The following is an 18,018-nucleotide window of genomic DNA, read 5'->3' as shown; positions in this document are numbered from 1 at the left end:
ACAAAACGGCCACGCATAAAGCGTGGCCGTTGCTGGTGCGAACTGGCGGCTTAGTACAGCGGCGTACCGGCCTTGTACGCGGCCTGGAAGGCTTGCCAGTCCAGGTTGACCTGATCGGCATAGCTGAATGCAAAGGTAGAGATTTCGCTTTGCAGACCGCTCTGGCTGGTCACGGCGTTCAGGATTTCCGTCTCGATCTGGTACGGCACCACGGTGGCGTCGTAATCCTGATCGGCCAATGCATGGGCAGAAGCCAGCGCCTGGCCGACATAGGTCATGGCGGTGTTGAATTTGCTGCTGCTGGAGAGATCGGTGTAATCGAAGTCTTCGGCAAACGGGGACTTCTCATGCACATAGAACGGGATGCCGTTGATGGTGGTGTAACCCACCAGCACGTCGGCGTTCAGCACCAGTGCCTTGGCCGAGCGGGCCACGCGATTACCTTCGTTGTTGGCGTAGTCGCCAGTGCCCATCTGGGCCGGGTCTGCAATCGAGACATCGCTCGGGGCTTCTTGCTTGAGCTCCAGGATCACGTCGTCAGAAGTCGACGTGGAGGCCCCTTCGATCAGCACGTAGTAGCGATAACGGCCCAGGCTGCCGGTGCCCGAACCCAGCTTCTGGCGGATGTCTTTCACCGTGTAAAAGCTGGCGGCGTATTGCTTGGACGAAGAAATGGTCTGCACATAGCTGGCCACCGCTGCGGTGATGGCCGAGTAGGTGCTGGAATTCACCGCAACCAGTTGCGAGGTGGTCTGGAAGGTGCGCTTGCTGCCGCTGGTGCTGGTGTATTTGGACAACAGATCAGAGCGCTTGTCGCCGGCCGAATCAGAGATCACATCCTTGATCACGCTGCTGGTATTGCTGGTGGTCAGCTGGAAGCTCTTCTCGGTTGTCGTGCCGTTGAACTTGCCCAATTGGGCCAGATAGGCGCTGACAAAGGTGTTGATCCCGGTGGTGATGTCCTTGTCGGCGATGCCGTTTTCACGGCCGGCCAGCACCATGCTCACCGCCGCGCGGCGCAGGTCCCACACGTATTGGCCCAGGTAGCCCTGGTCGTAATCGTTCACACCGAACACGGCCTTGTTGCTGCTGTCTTGCCACGCGCCAAAGTTGGCGATGTGCGCATCACCGCACAACCAGGTATACGCCGTCGAGGCGCTGGTATAGGCCGAGGCAGGCAGGGTGGTCATGTCGTGATAGAAAATGTCTGCCGTGCCGCGGTAGAAATAGAACGCGCTGCTGTTCATGGTCGACATCTTGGTCGCCAGATCAGTGCTGTCGGTCGCGGCATACGGGTGGTTGTAGTTATAGACATCGTTCACCACCCAACTGGCGCGGGAGGTGGCGGCGAAGGTGGAGGCGCAAGCAAGGGACAGCAACAGCGCAAGACAAGACAAGCGTTTTGACATCGGAGTGCTCCAGGTAAATGCACCTCTGACGGGTGCGAATGGCGGCGTATTACGCCGTGCCTGGATGACATGCCGAAGACATCTAGCAGGTTGTATCCTTTTACATACAAATATTGCCGAAGCAAGCAAGCGCAATGGCCGCTGTCGGGTCATCAACAGGACGACCATTCGTCTCCTTTTTACTGAAATGGTGCGTCAGCATTTTGTATGCAAGCACGCCAGAACAGCCGGAGGATTGCGGCCCGTGCAAGAAAAAACGCGGCATCCGGCCTGGCCACGCGCGACAAGCCCCGTAAGCAGAAGCGGGTTATCGGTTGCATGCTGACATTGCTCAAGACCAATCTGACGATCGGTGACTGGCGTCTTGAGTAAAACGGCAGATAATAACGCCATGTCAGTTGCATAGCGGCTGGCGCACGTGTATCTGGAGTGATCATGAACGTGGGTTTGAACAGTCCTGTAGCTTCACCGCTGGCTTCGTCGTCGCTGCAACGCGCGCCGCAGGCCAACGACAACCAGACACTGGGACGCACGCAAGACAACAACACGCACGACGAAGTGCGTGCTGCGAGTGCGCCTGGCCCGGCACCCGCAACACCGGTGAACAACGGTGTGAGCACTGCCAATGGCAGCACCACCGTCAACACCACGCATTCGGTCAACCAGACCAACCAGAATGCCGCCACCAACGCCGCGCACCAGGCCGCCCAGGCACAAGCCAGCGCCGCTGCAGCGGCCGCGGCACAGAACAACCCCACCTATAACACGCTGGGTCAGCGCGTGGGTGGCACGGTGAACACTACCGCCTGACCACAGACCGCTATTCAGACAAAAACCCGCCGCTGGCGGGTTTTTTGTTGGGCATTGTTTGGCGTTAACAATGCTTGTGGCATGCTCCGCGCACGGTAGTGCAAAACAACAAAGCCAATCCGGAGGATGACATGAAACCGTTTCGCCGCAGTCTGTTACTGAGCACGCTGGCCTGTCTGGCATTTACCCTGGCCCACGCCGACCCCAAACCCGTCAACGTGACCTGTGCCACCACCAGGGGAGATCTGGATATCACCGTGCAACCCGCCTGGTCGCCCCTGGGCGCGGCGCGGTTTTTGCAGATGGTGGATGACGGCTTTTTTGCCGACGTGCCGCTGTTCCGTTGCGTGAACAACTTTATCTGCCAGTTCGGCGCCATGCCGCCGCACGCCAATGCCAAAACCTACGGCACCATTGCCGACGACCCCAGGCAGCCTGCGCTGCGGCCATTCAAGCGCGGTTATCTGAGTTTTGCCGGGGCAGGGGCCAATACCCGCGCCACGCAGATGTTCCTCACACTGGGCGACAACATCGGCGGCCTGGGCGAACAACCGTGGGAAACCCCGTTTGCCCAGGTCACGCCCGCCAGCATCCAGGCAACGATGGCGCATCTGAATACCGGATACGGCGACATGCCGCCGTGGGGCAAGGGGCCTGATCCGCAGAAGATTGCAGCGGCCGATGGCGCGGCTTACCTCAAGCAGAATTTCCCGCAGCTCGATTACATCAAGAGCTGCAAGCGGCGTTGATGCGTCTTTTCAGTTGTGCCCCGGCTGCCATTGCGCATAGGCCGGGATAGGCGTGTCATACGCCAGCCACGGTACGGCGTGGCTGGCCCAGATGACGTACTCCGGTGCCTGGTGCGGGTCTTCGTCCAGCGTGGCGACACGCAGGATGAGGGCATCGCGCCCGTCACGCTGCGCAATCAGGTGCGTGCCGCAGCGGGCGCAAAAATAGCGCCGCTTGCCCGGGGATGATTCATACGCGGTTAGTTGATCCTCACCCTTGATCCAGCGAAAGTGCGCGTGCTTGACCATGGCCGCCGTGTTGAACGCCGCCGCGTGGGCTTTGCGGCAGGTATCGCAGGCGCAGTGTTCGATGGGGGAGTCGAGCTGGCTGATCTCGTATTCAATGGCCTGGCAAAGACAGGAACCGCGCATACAGTTGCTCCGGATGGGGGAGCTTGCAGTCTAATGCTGGTCCGTGCGGTTGTCGGGGCCCGAGGCCTCGCCCGGCGCCTTGCTCACCACGCGGTTGCGGCCATTGCGTTTGGCTTCGTATAGCGCGTCGTCGGCGCGGCGGATGAACTGGGCGATCTGTTCATCGCTGCCCATGACGGTGACGCCAAAGCTGGCGGTGATGCGCATGCCGGCCGGCCAGATGACTTCCGTCAGCGACTGGCGCATGCGCTCGGCGCGGCTGGTGGCGGTCTCCAGGGTGGCGTTGGGGAAGAACAGCACCAGTTCTTCGCCGCCCCAGCGGACCAGGTAATCCCCGGTGCGGATCTGCGTGCCCAGCAATTGCGCAAACTGCTTGAGCACCATGTCGCCCACCTCGTGCCCGTGGGTGTCGTTCACTGCCTTGAAGTGGTCGATATCGACAAACACCATGGCCAGCGGTTTGCCGGTATGGCGGGCTTGTTCAGACGCGCGCAGCAATTCTTCCAGCACGCCGGCGCGGTTGCGGATGCCGGTCAGCGGGTCGCGCTGGGCCTGTTCCGAGATCTGGATTTTTTCCAGGTGCAAGGTATCGGCCAGGTCGCGCAGCGAGCGCTCGCGTTCGCGGCTTTCCGCCAGGCTGCGGTGCAGGCGCGTCTGGTCCTGGATCAGCGCGCTGGCCGACAGGATGATCCAGCACAGCACCAGCAAGGTGGCCAGTTTTTCCCGGCTGATCCATTTGCCGTGAAAGGCGATGTAATCCACGCTGACGCGGTGCAGGCCGGGTTCTTTGAAGCCGGCAGTGGTCACGCTGATCATGGGGACGTTGTGCAGGTCTACCGCACTTTGTTGCAGCGGAATATGGTGTTCGTCCAGCCACCATTCGGCCACGCTGAACAGGTCAAACGGGATCGAGATCACCTCGCCACCGGCCTTGGGCGTAAAGCTGACAAGGTTGTTTTTCCAGGTTTCCGGGGTGTCGGTCTTGCTGTACTGCGGGTTGAAATTGCGCACCAGAAAGCGCACCTGGCGGCGGCCCGGGCCCTGGTAGTCCAGTTTGATATCCACCCGGTCGTACTCGGCCAGATCAATGCCTTCCGGGGCTTTGGCCAGTTGCACATCCAGCTCGCAATACGGCCACTCGTACCGCGTGGTCAGCGTGCAATCCATGCGCATGCGGTGGTCTTGTGCCTGATAACTTGCCTGGGAGTAACCCGCCGGGTCTTTCTGGCCATCACCATCGCTGATCACGCTGACGGGGTAGCCACTGCGCGCATCAATATAAAGTACCCGATCCATGCCCCAATGCTGCCAGGCCAGCAGCAGTACAGAGAGCAGCAACAGCAACAGCATGGCAAGGCGATGAAAACCCGTCAGCGGCATGGTTATCCTTCCTCCCCCTCTGTGATCAGGCGTGCGCTGGTGCGCCGTCCGGATCATTTGTGCTTGTAAGCTCACTCTCGATCATTTGCACATCACCTGGCAAGTGCGGGAAGAGGGAAGGTGCCCGGGGCGCGACAAGGGCATGAAAAAAGCGTGCCATGAAGGCACGCTTTTGACCGGGCCACGGCAGAGCCGTTTAGCCGCGCTTGGGAATGGACAAACCGCGCGTCACGGCCGGGCGCTCCACAAAGGCTTTGAGCACGCGTTTGACGTTGGCAAAGTCGTTGATACCTACCAGATCACCGGCCTCATAGAAGTTGAGCAGGTTGTTCACCCACGGCCAGGTGGCGATGTCAGCGATGGTGTAATCCTCGCCCATGATCCAGTCGCGGCCGGCCAGGTGTTGATCCAGCACGCTCAGCAAACGGCGAGACTCGGCCACGTAACGATCACGCGGGCGCTTGTCTTCAAATTCTTTGCCGGCAAATTTATGGAAGAACCCCACCTGGCCAAACATCGGGCCGATGCCGCCCATCTGGAACATGACCCACTGAATGGTCTGATAGCGGGCGGCCGGGTCTGCAGGCAGCAATTTGCCGGTTTTTTCTGCCAGATAAATCAGGATGGCGCCCGATTCAAACAGTGGCAGCGGCTTGTCGCCAGGGCCGTGCGGGTCAAGGATGGCCGGAATCTTGTTGTTGGGGTTGAGCGACAGAAACTCTGGCGACATCTGGTCATTGGTGTCAAAGCGCACCAGATGCGGCTCGTAAGCCAGGCCGGTTTCTTCCAGCATTATCGATATCTTCACGCCGTTGGGCGTAGGCAGCGAATACAGCTGCAGCACGTCCGGGTTTTGCGCGGGCCATTTCTGGTTGATCGGGAATGCAGACAGATCGGTCATGGTGATTTCCTGGCAGGTATCTAGGGGTGGCGACAGCAGTGTGCAAATGGCATGTCCTGGCTAGATGGGCGCGGCTTGTCGCATTACAACCACCCAGGGCGGGATTGCATATGCTTGCCTTGGCAGATATTTCAGACTTTGCCCAATCCGGTTTGGATGGCGCCGCTGTTGTTGCCCTGCACAAACAGGGTGATGAACATGGCTGCTGTTTGTCAGGAATCTCAATGATTTCACTACATTTTTTCCCTAATCGTCATCAAACTGTCAGTACATTCACGATTATTAAATGCTAATATTTTGCCGAAATCAGCATTTCTCACGTTTTGATTACGTTATCAGCAGTAAATCTACCCGGTTCCCGGTTTGATATTGCCGGCACTGGCCGTTGTCCCGTTAGCGGTTTGACTTCTGGTTTTCCCTGATTAATCAAAGTAATAAAGGCAATCCTGGCGCAAGCGTGCCCTTATCGGCGCGCGCTGCGTCATGGAAAAGGCATGCTGGATGAACTTCCTGGTCGAAGACGCCACCCGATTTACAGTGAGCTTTCCATTAAGTCAGCAAAGTATCCTGTTCTGGATCTTTGCCAGCTTCGTGGTGCATATCTGTCAGCGTCTGGTTGAGCAGGCAGGCACCGTGATTGATTTACCCAGCCGGCGCTTGAGTGTCTCGCAATCGGCCATGTGTATTGGTTGCCTTGTGTGGGCGCTGGATGTGGTGGGCTTTTTCATGTACCCGGGCCTGGCGCATGAAGGGCTGCAACTCACTCCGGCACTGGGGGCCTTGCTGATCACGACCGCCAGCGCCCGCCTGACCGTGCCACATCTGAGCCGCGCCAGCGATGCGCGCAAAGTCACCGTGGCCGGGCTGGGGCTGGCCATTGGCATGGTGAGCGCGCATGTGACGCTGGTGGCCGACTACGTGCACGGCCAGATCCGCGTGAACCCGCTGGCGGTGGCAACGTCGATTGGACTGGCGGTGAGCATTGCCGTCGCCATTGCCCTGCGCCACCGGCTGGCGCGCCTGCGGGCGGTGCGGGCCGAGTTCCGGTCGCTGACCTGGCAAGAGGCCACCCTGGCCGGCGCCGCTATCGTGCCCTTGCACTGGTGCCTGATCAATATCTTTCCCATCCAGCCCAGGCAGGGTCATCAGAACACCGAGAGCGTCACTTTGCTGATCACGCTGCTGGTGTTTGGTCTGGCGGTGGGCATTGATCAGTTGCAGAACCTGCGGCATGAGCAATCACGCCGGTTCTTGCTGAATCGCGCGCTGGCGCTGGTGCGCTCGTCGCCGCGGCGGGTGGGGACAGCCCAGGATATCCAGCTCTCGCTGATTGCCGATCGCCTGCCGGAGTTGATCTCGCCAGAGCATTTGCAGATGTATTTCCAGCCCATTGTGGCGGCGGATGGCAATGTGCGGCAGCAAGAAGCGTTGTTGCGCATTGCCGATCCGGTGATGGGTTCGATCAGCCCGGAGCCGTTTTTCCTGGCGGCAGAACTGCAGGGCAAGACCGCAGAACTGGACCGCATGATTTTGCAGATCGTGATCGGTCATATGCAGAAATGGCAACTGCAAGGGTGTGCCATGACCGTGGCGGTGAATATCGCGCCGGTCACGCTGGTGGCAGAGGGTTTTGCCGACTGGCTGGAAGCCACGCTGCGCCGGCATGCGCTGTCGCCGCATTATCTGAAACTGGAAATGACCGAGCACGCCATCATTGCCTCGGGCGAGGCCATGGTCGAGGCGATGACCGCGCTGCGCAACCGCGGTCTTGGCGTGATCATGGATGACTTTGGCGCCGGGTATTCATCGCTGGGCGTACTGGCGGCGCTGCCGATTGAAGGCATCAAGTGTGATCGTCTGTTTGTGCGTGACCTGCAGCATGATCCGCGCCGGCAGGCCATGCTGCGCCATATTGTGGCGCTGGCGCGTGAACTGGGCTTGTCAGTGACTGCAGAGGGCGTGGAAAGCGCCGAGGAACTGACCGCGGTGGCCGATGCCGGCATCCGCAGTTTTCAGGGTTATCTGTTTGCGGCGGCTTTGCCCTCGGCCGAGATCATCCACTGGCACCGGCTTAGCCAGGGCGTGGCGCCGTTTGGTCTGGTGCGCAACGGCAAGATCAGCCCGGCCTGATCAAAAAAAAGCCCGCACAAGGCGGGCTGGAAGGAGCGACCGGCACTGCCATGCCGGTGTCGATGAACACGCACGGGCCGGCATTGCACCGGCCCGCCTTTACATCAACGCATCAGGGGTACGAGGGCAGGGTGGAGATTTGCGACGCCGTATTGGCCGTCGCCCCGGTGTTGTTGATCACGTGGGTGATGGTGCCCACTCCACCCAGCGACACCGTGGTCAGGTCATGGAACTTCACGCCAGCGGCTTGTGGTGCCTCAAAACCGTTGTTCAGCACGATGGCGTTGTTGGTGTTGAAGAAGCAGTACACCCCGACACCCCATGCCTCATGCGACGTGACATTGCTGGACACCTTGTACGAGGCATAGCCGTTCTCGCCGTTGTACATCCAGTCAGATTGCTGGGCGACGTCATACGGCGCTTCGCTCTGATAGAAGTACACGCGACCACCGTTGCCGTTCCACAGCGTCTGGAACTGCTCGTAGTGCTCGACAGCAAGGCCATACACCGTGGCATTGGCGCCATTGACCACCAGCCCGTTGGTGGCCGGGTTCACCGTCCAGCCCACGCCGGTGCCATGGTCGGCACGCCAGAGCCAGAAGTTGTCACCGATCACGTCATTGCTGTTGATCACCAGCGTCTGCGTGGCCGAGGCCGCCTGCACGCCGCCGATCCGGAAGTACAGATCATGCAACGAGACCGGGTTGGCCGCGTGGCTGACGCCGGTGACACTGGCGCCAATCTTCAGCAAGGCAGGCGAGGTCTGTGCGCCGGCATCAAACAGCAAGCCTGCGACTTCTACGCCATCGACATCGGCCACATCCATGATGTCCTGACCGGAATCGGCCTCCAGCGTGGCAATACCCAGACCCAGAATGATGGTGTTCGGGTTGTTGACGCGCAGGGTGTCGTGCAGGTGATAGACGCCCGGGGTGAACAGGATGTGTTTGCCCGCCGCCAGCGCCGCGTTGATGGTTTGCGCGGTGTCGACGTTTTCCTTGGCCACATAGAACTGGCTGAGCGAGATGGACTTGCCGGCCGGCGTCTTGTTGTACCAGGTTGTGCCCTGCGTGTTGCTGGAGAGCGCCGGTACAAACACGCTGTAGTTGCCGCTGTTGTCGATCTGCAGGAACGGCTTTTCACGCACCACCGGGGTCTGCGGTACCACCGTGTACGGCGGGCTGGGCCACGATGCGGCAGGCGCATTCACGTCGCCCACGAACACCATGTTCCACACACCACCCACCCAGCTACCCCATTGGGTGTTACGGCTGATCCACTGCTGTTGCGAGCCCGAGCTGATCTGGCCATCAATGACGGTATCAGAGATAAACCCGCCGCTGCTCCAGCCGCAATACGGTGAGCACAGCGTCACGCCGCCCTTGATATGCATGCGGCGCCACGGTGCCGCTTGCGACACGGCCCAGCGATCAGTCCCGCTGACCGGCGTTACCGCCAGGTTGGCGGCAGCACGCCAGAAGTTCTGCGTGGCATTGCCATCGGCCAGCCAGTCGGCCTCGACGTGGACATCCTGCAGGTTGGTGTTATCCGGCGATGCGCCCAGACCCAGCACCTCGGTATAGAAACCGACGTTCACGCTGACCGCGTAGTTACCCGGCTTGAACAGGAAGGCATAACGCTGCGTGCCAAACTGGTTGGTCACCTGGTTATTGAATACGGTATCAACCTGGCTCTGGATGCTTGATGCCGACATGGACGGATCGAAGATCAGCACGTTCGGGCCAAAATCAACCGGGCCGCTGGGTGTTGGCGCCGGCGTCGGGGTGGGCGCAGGCGTTGGCGCGGGTGTCGGAGCCGGCGTGGGTGCAGGCGTTGGCGCGGGTGTCGGAGCCGGCGTGGGTGCAGGCGTTGGCGCTGGCGTTGGCGCAGGTGTCGGTGCCGGGGTCGGCGCGGGCGTCGGTGTTGGCGTGGCCCCGGCGTAAGTCAGCGCCTGCTGCGGGGTATCGGTGGCCGAACCATTGGCCTGGCCGATGGTGAACGAGTACTTGATCACCGCGCCATTGGCCAGACCGGTCAGCTGGTAGGTGTTATTGGTGCCGCTATTGGTCATGCGCACATTGAGCTGACCACCACCGTTGACGGTGTAGTGAATGTCAGCCCACGTGCCGCCATTGGCATAGAACGCAACCACGCCACCGGACAACTGGGTGGCGCCGTAACTGGCCGCCGGGGTGGGCGCAGGCGTCGGTGTCGGTGCCGGGGTTGGTGCTGGCGTGGGTGCCGGGGTCGGGGCGGGCGTTGGCGTCGGTGTGACTGCGCCGCTGTAGGTGAACTGTGCCCACGCCGTGTCCTGCGCCGAACCATCGGCCTGGCCCACCGTGAACGAATAGGTCACCACTGCGCCTGCCGGAATCCCGGTCACGGTGTAGGTGTTGTTGGTGCCGCTATTGGTCATGCGCACGTTAAGCTGACCACCGCCAGCCACGGTGTAGTGGATGTCTGCCCACGTGCCCCCATTGGCGTAGAACTGCACGGAGCCACCGCTTTGTTGCGTGTAGCCCGTGCTGATGGTCGCCGCCTGAACCACGGGCGCAACCGCCATGGCGCCGCTGACAAGCAGCGGGCCTGGTGCCATGGTTAATGTCGCCAGCGCGAGCGCGATAATGCGTTTTTTGCTGGTCCCTTGCTGCCAGTTGCTTTGCATTTATTGTCTCCTCCATCGAAACGACGGCTTGAAATCCATTTCATACTGTTGGCAGCCTTGGGCGGATTCAAGTAAATGCTTTACCCTACATGTCTTGCTGGTTACGGCTTTCTGACTAGTAAATACGCCATCCAAACCGGATTTGGTCGCGGATTTTGTGACACGTGTACAGCCGATGAACGTAGCAACCTGGTGCATTACTGGCGGTCAGATGCACGCAAATGGCGCGCCTTAACCGGTAATCGGCATGTTGCGCTGCGGCAATAAAGGTAGACGGAAAAAGTGTTCGGCCGGCCGGTGTGACTTGTAAGTGTTTGAACCAGAAAGCCTTGCAGAATAAGCCATTGCTGCAGATTGCTGGCGGCAGGCAGGCGCGGTCTGCTTCAGCAGACGCAACGATCAGACGGGGCGGATTTGAAAACGGTTTCAGCTACAGCGCGGCAGAATGCGCCAGTTTCATGCACGGATAAGCGGTCGCCGCCCGCAAAGTGTGCTTTCTTCTGGCTTTCAGTAGTGGGTGCGTGCAGGGCAGGGGTAAACCGCGTTGCCTGGGGTGCAGGCAACGCGGTGCAGGGAATCAGGCCTGGCTGGCCACTTCCGGTGCGGCGGGCGCGGCCAGCGGGCTGACCGGCTGGATATGGCAGCGACGACGGCCATTCAGCAGCTTGTCGAACAAGCTCAGATAAGCGCGACCCATGGTGTCAAGCCTATGGTGCTGTTCGTAATAGTCCGCAGCGCGCGCCACCATGCCTGCGGCCCAGTGCGGTTTATCCAGCAACACGCTGATATTGTGGGCCAGTGCGGCGGCATCGCCGGGCGGGCTGGTCAGGCCGCGTTCATCGGCCAGCAATTCCTTAAGGCCACCGGCACTGGTCGAGGCGACGGGGACACGGGCGCTGAAGGCATCCAGCACGCTGCTACCCAGACCCTCTTCGCGTGAACTCATGACAAACACGTCAAAGAGGCCGAACAGGGCTTCAACCTGTTGCTGATAACCCGCAAACACAAAGTGATCCTGCAACTGCAATGCGGCCACGCGGGCGCGGACTTCGGCATCGAGTTTGCCGGTGCCAAAGTGGACGAACACAAAGTCATCGCGCTGTTTTTTCAGGGCGGCAATGGCATCGACCAGCATCAGCGGATCTTTGTCTGCCGCCAGTGCCGAGGTGGTCGCAACCACTTTGCGCCCGGCCAGCCCCAGGCCAGCAGCCAGAGCGGCCATGCGCGCGGCATCGGTCACCACGGGTAGAGTGGCATCGGCAATGACCGGCACGTGCCCGACACCGACGGCTTTCACGCTGTTGGCGCAGGCGTCGCTGATGGCGACGACCAGATCGGTATGGCGATACTTGAAGCGGGTCAGGGCGCCCTTGAGGCGAAAGGCCACGCGGCGCGAGTAGATCACCGGCGCGCCGTGCAACCAGCGGGTCAGCACGGCCCAGGTCAGCATATGGCCGGTCTGCACGTGCAGCACGTCATACTGGCGACCCTGCCGGATCAAAAACGCCAGCACGCCGCCGGCACCCTTGCATTCATGCACCACAAAGCCGGCTTCACGCGCGCGGCGGCCCATATCGCTGCCCGCGCGGGACAGCAAATGCACGGTATGGCCCTCTTCCCTGAATTGCAGCATGGTCAGGAACGTTTGCCGTTCACCGCCACGCCAGCCATTTTCAAAGTTCAGTTGCAGAATATTCACGATTTCACCTCGTTTCGTCCCAACTGCGCCAGCTTGGCGTAGCGACAGAAATTGCCCATGCCGGCGGTGATCGCCAGCAAGAATCCCTCTCTCCCGTCCAGAAAACCGCGCTGGAAGGTGTAATGCCGGAAAAACGTCCAGAAGCCGCGCAAACAGGCGCCCGCCAGCGTGCTGCGCTTGCCGGCGGCAAACTTGGCCTGGGCGGCATCGGTGGAATAGCGGTTGATCTTTGCCAGCACGCTTTCCAGATCCGGGTAGCTGTAATGCAAAAGGTGGTGCCGCAGACGGCTGGTGCTGCCCTGGGCAATCAGGCGTTCATGCACGGCGGCGTCGGTAAAGCGCGCGCTGCCGCGGCGGAACAGACGCAGCACCGGGTCTGGCCACCAGCCGCTGTGGCGGATAAACCGCCCGCAGAAACTGGACAGCCGCGGCATCTCGTAGGCGTCGTGCTGCGGCTGGCTGATGGTCATCAGGATTTCTTCCCGCAACCCCTCCGGCACGCGCTCGTCCGCATCAATCGAGAACACCCAGTCGCCCTGGGCCAGATCCAGCGCCCGGTTTTTCTGCGGCCCAAAGCCTGGCCAGTCGGTTTCCAGCACCCTGGCGCCCATGTCCCGGGCCAGTGCCACGGTGCCATCGGAGCTGCCCGAATCGACCACGATGATTTCATCGGCAAAGGCAACAGAGGCCAGACAATCGCGCAGATTGGCGATCTCGTTATGGGTAATCAGGATGACGGAAAGACGCATAAAACCAACTAAAGCCGTAAGCAGAAAATAGAAAACCAGTTACAAATGAAAGCAAAAACTAGGGCATGTCCTAACGTGGCGGGAAGATAGACTTTGTTTCTTAAGGGATGCTGAAGAAAATGCGGGGTGTTTGATTTAGGCAAATTTGTGCCAAAAAATACCGGTTTATTAGATATTTCTTACAACCGGTCAGCCGGGTAAAAGGGACGCGCGTTATAGTGCGCGCTCACTTCGATGCAGGACTTGCCATGCTCCGCTTTCCCCGCTCTCTGGGCGGCCGTCTGATGACGTATTGCCTGATCAGCCTGGTGCTGATCACGACCATCGTGCTGGGGGGCGGTTACGCCATGGCGCGCCAGCGCAGTGAGCGCTGGTTTGATCACCGCCTGAAAGAAAGTACGCAGTTGTTGCTGGCGTTCGAGCTGGATAAAGCCAGCCCCAACCACGTGGGCCCGCACGCGGCCAGCCTGCCGATCGGCCCGTTTGCGGTGCAGATTTTCGGGCCGGACGGCACCTTGCTGTTTGCCTCGATGAACGCGCCGGACTGGCCTTTTTCGCGCCAGCCGGGCTATTCCAATCAGGAGATCGGGGATAAAACCTGGCGCGCCTATACGCAGTGGGATAACGACGGCGATTTTCAGGTCCGGGTGATGGAAGACTACGCGGACCACGACCAGTTTTTGCATCTGCTGGCCCGGCGGCAGCTGGTCACGCTGCTGCTGGTGTTGCCAATTGTGGCAGCCGCGCTGTTTTACAGCGTGCGGCGCGGCTTGCTGCCGCTGCACGAGCTCTCGCAACAGCTGGATGATTTTGACCCCAACCAGCCCCGGCACTTTGAAACAGAAGCGCTGGTTGAAGAACTGCAAAAGCCCGCCATTGCGCTCAATGCCTTGCTCGACCGGGTTGATGCCATGCTGGAGCGGGAGCGGCGCTTCACCTCTGACGCCGCGCATGAACTGCGCACCCCCTTTGCCGCGCTGCTGGTGCAGGCCGAAGTGGCCCGGACCACGCGTGACGATGCCCGGCGCGAACACGCCTTGCTGGCGGTGGAAGAGGCCGCCCGCCGTGGTGGGCATCTGGTGGAACAATTGCTGGCACTGGCCCGGCTGGATCGGGCCGAACGTTTGCCACGGGAAATCTTTGATCTGGCCAGCCTGAGCCAGAATACGCTGGCAGAACTGGCCGGCCGCGCCGCCGACAAAGACCAGCAACTGAGTTTCAACGCACCCGATCGCCTGCTGTTCATTGGTCACGCCGTGGCGGTATCCACGGCTTTGCGCAATCTGGTCGAAAACGCCATTCGCTATACGCCCCGCGGCGCGCAAATCACCGTGACGCTGCAAAGCAGCGCGCAAGGCGTGGAACTGGTGGTGCAGGATAACGGCCCGGGTATTGAACCGGCGCTGCGTGAGCGGGTGCTGGACCGCTTTTACCGGCCGCCAGGCGCAGCAGAAGACGGTTGCGGGCTGGGGCTGTCTTTGGTGGCGCAGGCCGTGACGCTGCATGGCGGCAGCCTGGTGCTGGAAGACGCGCCACAACACGGCCTGCAAGTGCGGGTCAACCTGCCGCACGGCGCACTGCCCGTGGCAGTCTGAGGCGGCGATGGATCAGCCGGGTACGTTGGCCTGGCGCCAGGCTTGCGGTGTCATGCCAAAGTGCTGGCGAAACGTGCGGGTGAAATAACTGGCCGTGGCAAAACCGCAAGCCCAGGCGATTTCCTTGCCCGCCAGCGCCGGGTCTTGCAGCAAATGGCTGGCCCGTTCCATACGCAAACGGTTGATAAAACCCGCCAGATGCTCCCCGGTACTTTGCCGGAACAGGTGCGAGAGGTAATCGGCCGTGCAGCCGGCTTCGGCCGCCAGCGCCTGCACACTCAGGGCCTGATCGCCCAGCTGGTTCTGGATCAACACCCGTGCATGCGCCACCAGCGGTGGCTCGGCGCGGTTGCTGGTTTCTTCGGCGTCGTCCAGCGCCTGCAATACACCCAGCGTGGCCGCAGCCAGCAGTGATCTGGCCTGGGTGCGGCCCAGCTCCGCCCAGGGCGCCGACGTGCTGCGGCCCAGCCGGGCGGCATCCGCCATCCAGCCGTGAATACGCGGTGCAAGCGCATGATTGCGCGCTTCCAGATGTTCTATGCCCGGTTTGCCGGGCGCGACTTCCTGTGCCAGATGACACGTCAGCGCGTGACCTTCGGCATAGATCACGACATTGCAAAACGGCGCGCCATCCGCTGGCGCGACGTGCTCGGCATGCAACTGGCGTGGTGGCATCAACAGCAATTCACCGGCGTTAACCGTCAATGCGCCGTCCACAAACCGGAATGTGGTCGTGCCGCTGACTTGCAAGAAGAGCTCTGGCGCCAGATGAAAATGGCCATCTCCCCGCGCCAGCAAATCCGCGTTTTCCGGCGGCAACAACACCGGCTGGCCGCCACTGGCCAGACGCTGGCCAAACGCCAGCAGTTGCTCCCGCATGATCCGGCCCTGGCCGGGCGAACTGGTCCGCACGCTTTTGAGCGGGCTGGCGGCTTTGGCCAGCTTGAGTCGGCTATCCGGGTTTTTTGACATTCTTTGCAGTTTTGTCGCACTGATTCAGATTGAGACGCGTGACCGGGCAGGGCTAATCTTGCTGCACTTGTTATCGATGACTGCATGCCATAGCCCGCAATATGTGCGCTTGCAGCATGATTTCTTGCCCGAGCGGTTTACCGGTTGATCCGGTTTTTATCACGGAGTCTTATTGTGTCCAAATCCCGTATTTCTGTCATTGTCTGGAACGAGTTTCAGCATGAGCGGCAGAACCCGGCGGTGGCGGCTATCTATCCGGATGGTCTGCACGCCACCATTGCCGCCGCCCTGAAGGATGTGCCCGCCCTGAGCCAGGGCGCCGTGCCGCTGGAAGTCAGCACCGCCACGCTGGATCAGCCGGAACACGGCCTGACCGAGGCACGCCTGGCGGGCTGTGATGTGCTGGTCTGGTGGGGCCACAAGGCGCATGCCAATGTCAGTGACGAGATCGTGGCGCGCGTGCAGCAACGCGTGCTGGAAGGGATGGGCCTGATCGTGCTGCATTCGGGGCATTTTTCCAAAATCTTCCGCCGCCTGATGGGAACAAATTGTTCGCTGAAATGGCGCGAAGCTGACGAGAAAGAACGCCTCTGGGTGGTCGAACCCTCGCACCCCATTGCCGCTGGCCTGGGCCAGTATTTTGAGCTGCCGTATGAAGAAATGTACGGTGAGCGCTTTGATATTCCGCAACCGGATGAACTTGTGTTCCTGTCCTGGTTTGAAGGCGGTGAAGTCTTCCGCTCTGGCTGTTGCTGGCAGCGGGGGCACGGGCGCGTGTTCTATTTCCGCCCGGGGCATGAGGCTTACCCGACCTATTACGACCGCAACGTACAGCAAGTGCTGGCCAACGCCGTGCAGTGGGCTGCGCCACGGGTGAACATCGTGGATGTCTGCCCGGAGTCACCCGCGCTGGAGCCCATTGCCAGTAAGAATGTGACCTTCTCGAAAGTAGGCATTGTGCAAGGCAAAGGGGATATCTGATGCACTCCACATCAACGCAACGACTGCGCATCGGCGTTGTCGGGCTCGGGATCGGGCGCAAGCATATCGAAGGCTGGCAGATGCACCCGCAAGCGGATGTCGTTGCCATTGCCGACCCGGATACCAGCCGCCTGGCGCAGGTCGGTGACGAGTTTGCCGTACCCGGCCGCTACGACAGCCTTGAGGCCATGCTGGCTGCCGGACAACTGGACGTGGTCAGCATCTGCACGCCCAACAAGTACCACAAGTCACTCACGCTGGCCGCGCTGGCCGCCGGCTGCCATGTGTTGTGCGAAAAGCCCATGGCCATGAACGCCGCGGAAGGGCGCGAGATGCTGGCGGCGGCCCAACGCGCCGGCAAGCGCTTGATGATCAATTTCTCTTACCGCTTCAGCGCCCAATCCCGCGCGCTCAAGGCTCAGGTGGATGCCGGCGTGTTTGGCGACTTTTACAATGGCCGCACAGTCTGGCACCGCCGCCGTGGCATGCCCGGCTTCGGTGGCTGGTTTGGCACCAAAGCCTTGTCTGGCGGCGGCCCGCTGATTGATCTGGGTGTGCACCGGCTTGATCTGGCGCTGTGGTTGATGGGCTACCCCAAGCCGGCGTGGGTGCTGGGCAATACCTACAACCCGATCGCGGGCGAACTGGCGCGGCAGTCCGGCAAAACGTTTGATGTGGAAGACCTGGCCAGCGCGTTTATCCGGTTCGAGAACGGTGCGACGCTGTCGCTGGAAGCGTCCTGGGCGGCCAATATCAAAGAAGCTGACCTGATGGAAACCCGCCTGCTGGGTACCAAAGCCGGTTTGCTGCAGCACAATCTGGATGAAGGCTATACGTTTGATGCGCATATTTTCACCGAGCAGCATGGCTCGGCGCTGGATATTCATGTGCATCCGTCTGCGGGTGAGGGCTTGCCGGCCATGTATGAAATGGCGGCGGCCATTCTGGCAGACCAGCCGCATCCGGCGCCGGGGGAGGAGGGGTTGATTGTGATGGAGATTCTGGATGCGGTGTATGAGAGTGCCCGGATGGGCGGGCCGGTGAGGGTTGGTGGGTAAATTGGTTTTTTGGGGGCGGGTGGAGGGGCGGGGTGGCTGGTGGTAGGCCAGCAGCTTCGTCATTCCTGCGGAGGCAGGAATCCAGCTGAGTGGGGTGGATTTGGAGCGGTAGTGACAATCCACTATTGCGGTGTGGGTGTTAGCGCCTGACGGCGCGGTGGTTTGGATGTCGGGGGTTGCCCGACAGCAAGTGCCTTTCTTTTGGGTCGCCAAAAGAAAGGCACCAAAGAAAAGGCGACCCCTGCGACGGCGCTCGCTACGCGAGTTCCCTGTGCTTCTCGCAAGGCGCGGCTGGCTACGGGAACTCGCTTCGCTCAGACACCCCTCCGCCGAAACCCCGCGCCTTGCTGCGATGCTCGGCGCAGTCAAGGGGAGGGCAAGTCAAAAGCAACGGCAACCCCAACCCCGGAAATCAACGGCAACGGCAACGGCAACAGCAACGGCACTGCCACCGCCAATTCACCTCACACCTCTTGACTCGTCATTCCGGCCTTGAGCCGGAATCTAGC

Annotated in this window: 15 protein-coding genes; 7 read left to right on the top strand and 8 right to left on the bottom strand. The window is 60.9% G+C overall.

Going from position 1 to position 18,018, the window contains the following annotated elements; all coding sequences use genetic code 11:
- Positions 1-50: 50 nt before the first annotated feature.
- Positions 51-1,409 carry a DUF2252 domain-containing protein gene (locus IEX57_RS08330; RefSeq protein WP_188703816.1) on the bottom strand — a complete coding sequence of 453 codons (1,359 nt, stop codon included), beginning with the start codon at positions 1,407-1,409 and terminating at the stop codon, positions 51-53.
- A gap of 207 nt (positions 1,410-1,616) precedes the next feature.
- Between IEX57_RS08330 and IEX57_RS08325 the strand changes: the two genes are divergently transcribed.
- From IEX57_RS08325 to IEX57_RS08315, 3 genes are all read left to right on the top strand, one after another.
- Positions 1,617-1,781 carry a hypothetical protein gene (locus tag IEX57_RS08325; RefSeq protein ID WP_188703815.1) on the top strand — a complete coding sequence of 55 codons (165 nt, stop codon included), beginning with the start codon at positions 1,617-1,619 and terminating at the stop codon, positions 1,779-1,781.
- A 63-nt stretch (positions 1,782-1,844) separates the two neighbouring features.
- Complete coding sequence (locus IEX57_RS08320; protein ID WP_188703814.1) at positions 1,845-2,219, top strand: hypothetical protein; 375 nt, start codon at positions 1,845-1,847, stop codon at positions 2,217-2,219.
- A gap of 131 nt (positions 2,220-2,350) precedes the next feature.
- Entirely contained in the window at positions 2,351-2,968 is a 618-nt protein-coding gene (locus IEX57_RS08315; protein WP_188703813.1) for a peptidylprolyl isomerase, read from the top strand.
- 9 nt (positions 2,969-2,977) lie between these two features.
- Here IEX57_RS08315 and IEX57_RS08310 read toward each other — a convergent pair whose 3' ends face one another.
- From IEX57_RS08310 to IEX57_RS08300, 3 genes are all read right to left on the bottom strand, one after another.
- Positions 2,978-3,379, bottom strand: a complete 402-nt coding sequence (locus IEX57_RS08310) for a GFA family protein (protein ID WP_188703812.1) — start codon at positions 3,377-3,379, stop codon at positions 2,978-2,980.
- Positions 3,380-3,409: 30 nt separating this feature from the next.
- Positions 3,410-4,759 carry a GGDEF domain-containing protein gene (locus IEX57_RS08305; RefSeq protein WP_188703811.1) on the bottom strand — a complete coding sequence of 450 codons (1,350 nt, stop codon included), beginning with the start codon at positions 4,757-4,759 and terminating at the stop codon, positions 3,410-3,412.
- 196 nt (positions 4,760-4,955) lie between these two features.
- Entirely contained in the window at positions 4,956-5,660 is a 705-nt protein-coding gene (locus IEX57_RS08300) for a glutathione S-transferase N-terminal domain-containing protein (protein WP_188703810.1), read from the bottom strand.
- Positions 5,661-6,161: 501 nt separating this feature from the next.
- On the opposite strand from IEX57_RS08300, the gene IEX57_RS08295 reads away from it, so the two are divergent.
- The gene (locus IEX57_RS08295; protein ID WP_188703809.1) at positions 6,162-7,790 is read left to right on the top strand and encodes an EAL domain-containing protein; all 1,629 of its coding nucleotides are present in this window, start codon (positions 6,162-6,164) and stop codon (positions 7,788-7,790) included.
- 112 nt (positions 7,791-7,902) lie between these two features.
- On the opposite strand, the gene IEX57_RS08290 is transcribed toward IEX57_RS08295, so the two are convergent.
- The 3 genes from IEX57_RS08290 to IEX57_RS08280 form a co-directional block, all read right to left on the bottom strand.
- The gene (locus IEX57_RS08290) at positions 7,903-10,455 is read right to left on the bottom strand and encodes a pectate lyase-like domain-containing protein (protein ID WP_188703808.1); all 2,553 of its coding nucleotides are present in this window, start codon (positions 10,453-10,455) and stop codon (positions 7,903-7,905) included.
- 577 nt (positions 10,456-11,032) lie between these two features.
- A complete protein-coding gene (locus IEX57_RS08285) occupies positions 11,033-12,154 on the bottom strand; it encodes a glycosyltransferase family 4 protein (RefSeq protein ID WP_188703807.1) in 1,122 nt (373 codons plus the stop codon).
- A complete protein-coding gene (locus tag IEX57_RS08280; protein WP_188703806.1) occupies positions 12,151-12,903 on the bottom strand; it encodes a glycosyltransferase family 2 protein in 753 nt (250 codons plus the stop codon). The genes IEX57_RS08285 and IEX57_RS08280 overlap by 4 nt, the downstream gene beginning before the upstream one ends.
- A 248-nt stretch (positions 12,904-13,151) precedes the next feature.
- On the opposite strand from IEX57_RS08280, the gene IEX57_RS08275 reads away from it, so the two are divergent.
- Entirely contained in the window at positions 13,152-14,498 is a 1,347-nt protein-coding gene (locus IEX57_RS08275) for an ATP-binding protein (protein WP_188703805.1), read from the top strand.
- Between the two features lie 12 nt (positions 14,499-14,510).
- Here the strand turns inward: IEX57_RS08275 and IEX57_RS08270 are convergent, their stop codons facing one another.
- The gene (locus IEX57_RS08270; RefSeq protein ID WP_229708922.1) at positions 14,511-15,470 is read right to left on the bottom strand and encodes an AraC family transcriptional regulator; all 960 of its coding nucleotides are present in this window, start codon (positions 15,468-15,470) and stop codon (positions 14,511-14,513) included.
- A gap of 174 nt (positions 15,471-15,644) precedes the next feature.
- Between IEX57_RS08270 and IEX57_RS08265 the strand changes: the two genes are divergently transcribed.
- Both IEX57_RS08265 and IEX57_RS08260 read left to right on the top strand, forming a co-directional pair.
- Positions 15,645-16,451 (top strand): ThuA domain-containing protein, encoded by an 807-nt coding sequence (locus IEX57_RS08265; protein WP_188703804.1) that lies wholly within the window; start codon positions 15,645-15,647, stop codon positions 16,449-16,451.
- Entirely contained in the window at positions 16,451-17,509 is a 1,059-nt protein-coding gene (locus tag IEX57_RS08260; protein ID WP_188703803.1) for a Gfo/Idh/MocA family protein, read from the top strand. Before IEX57_RS08265 ends, IEX57_RS08260 begins: the two co-directional genes overlap by 1 nt.
- The last annotated feature ends 509 nt before the right edge of the window (positions 17,510-18,018 follow it).

The sequence above is a fragment of the Silvimonas iriomotensis genome (assembly GCF_014645535.1).
GTDB classification, from domain to species: domain Bacteria; phylum Pseudomonadota; class Gammaproteobacteria; order Burkholderiales; family Chitinibacteraceae; genus Silvimonas; species Silvimonas iriomotensis.
This window is presented reverse-complemented; position numbering and strand designations above follow the sequence as displayed.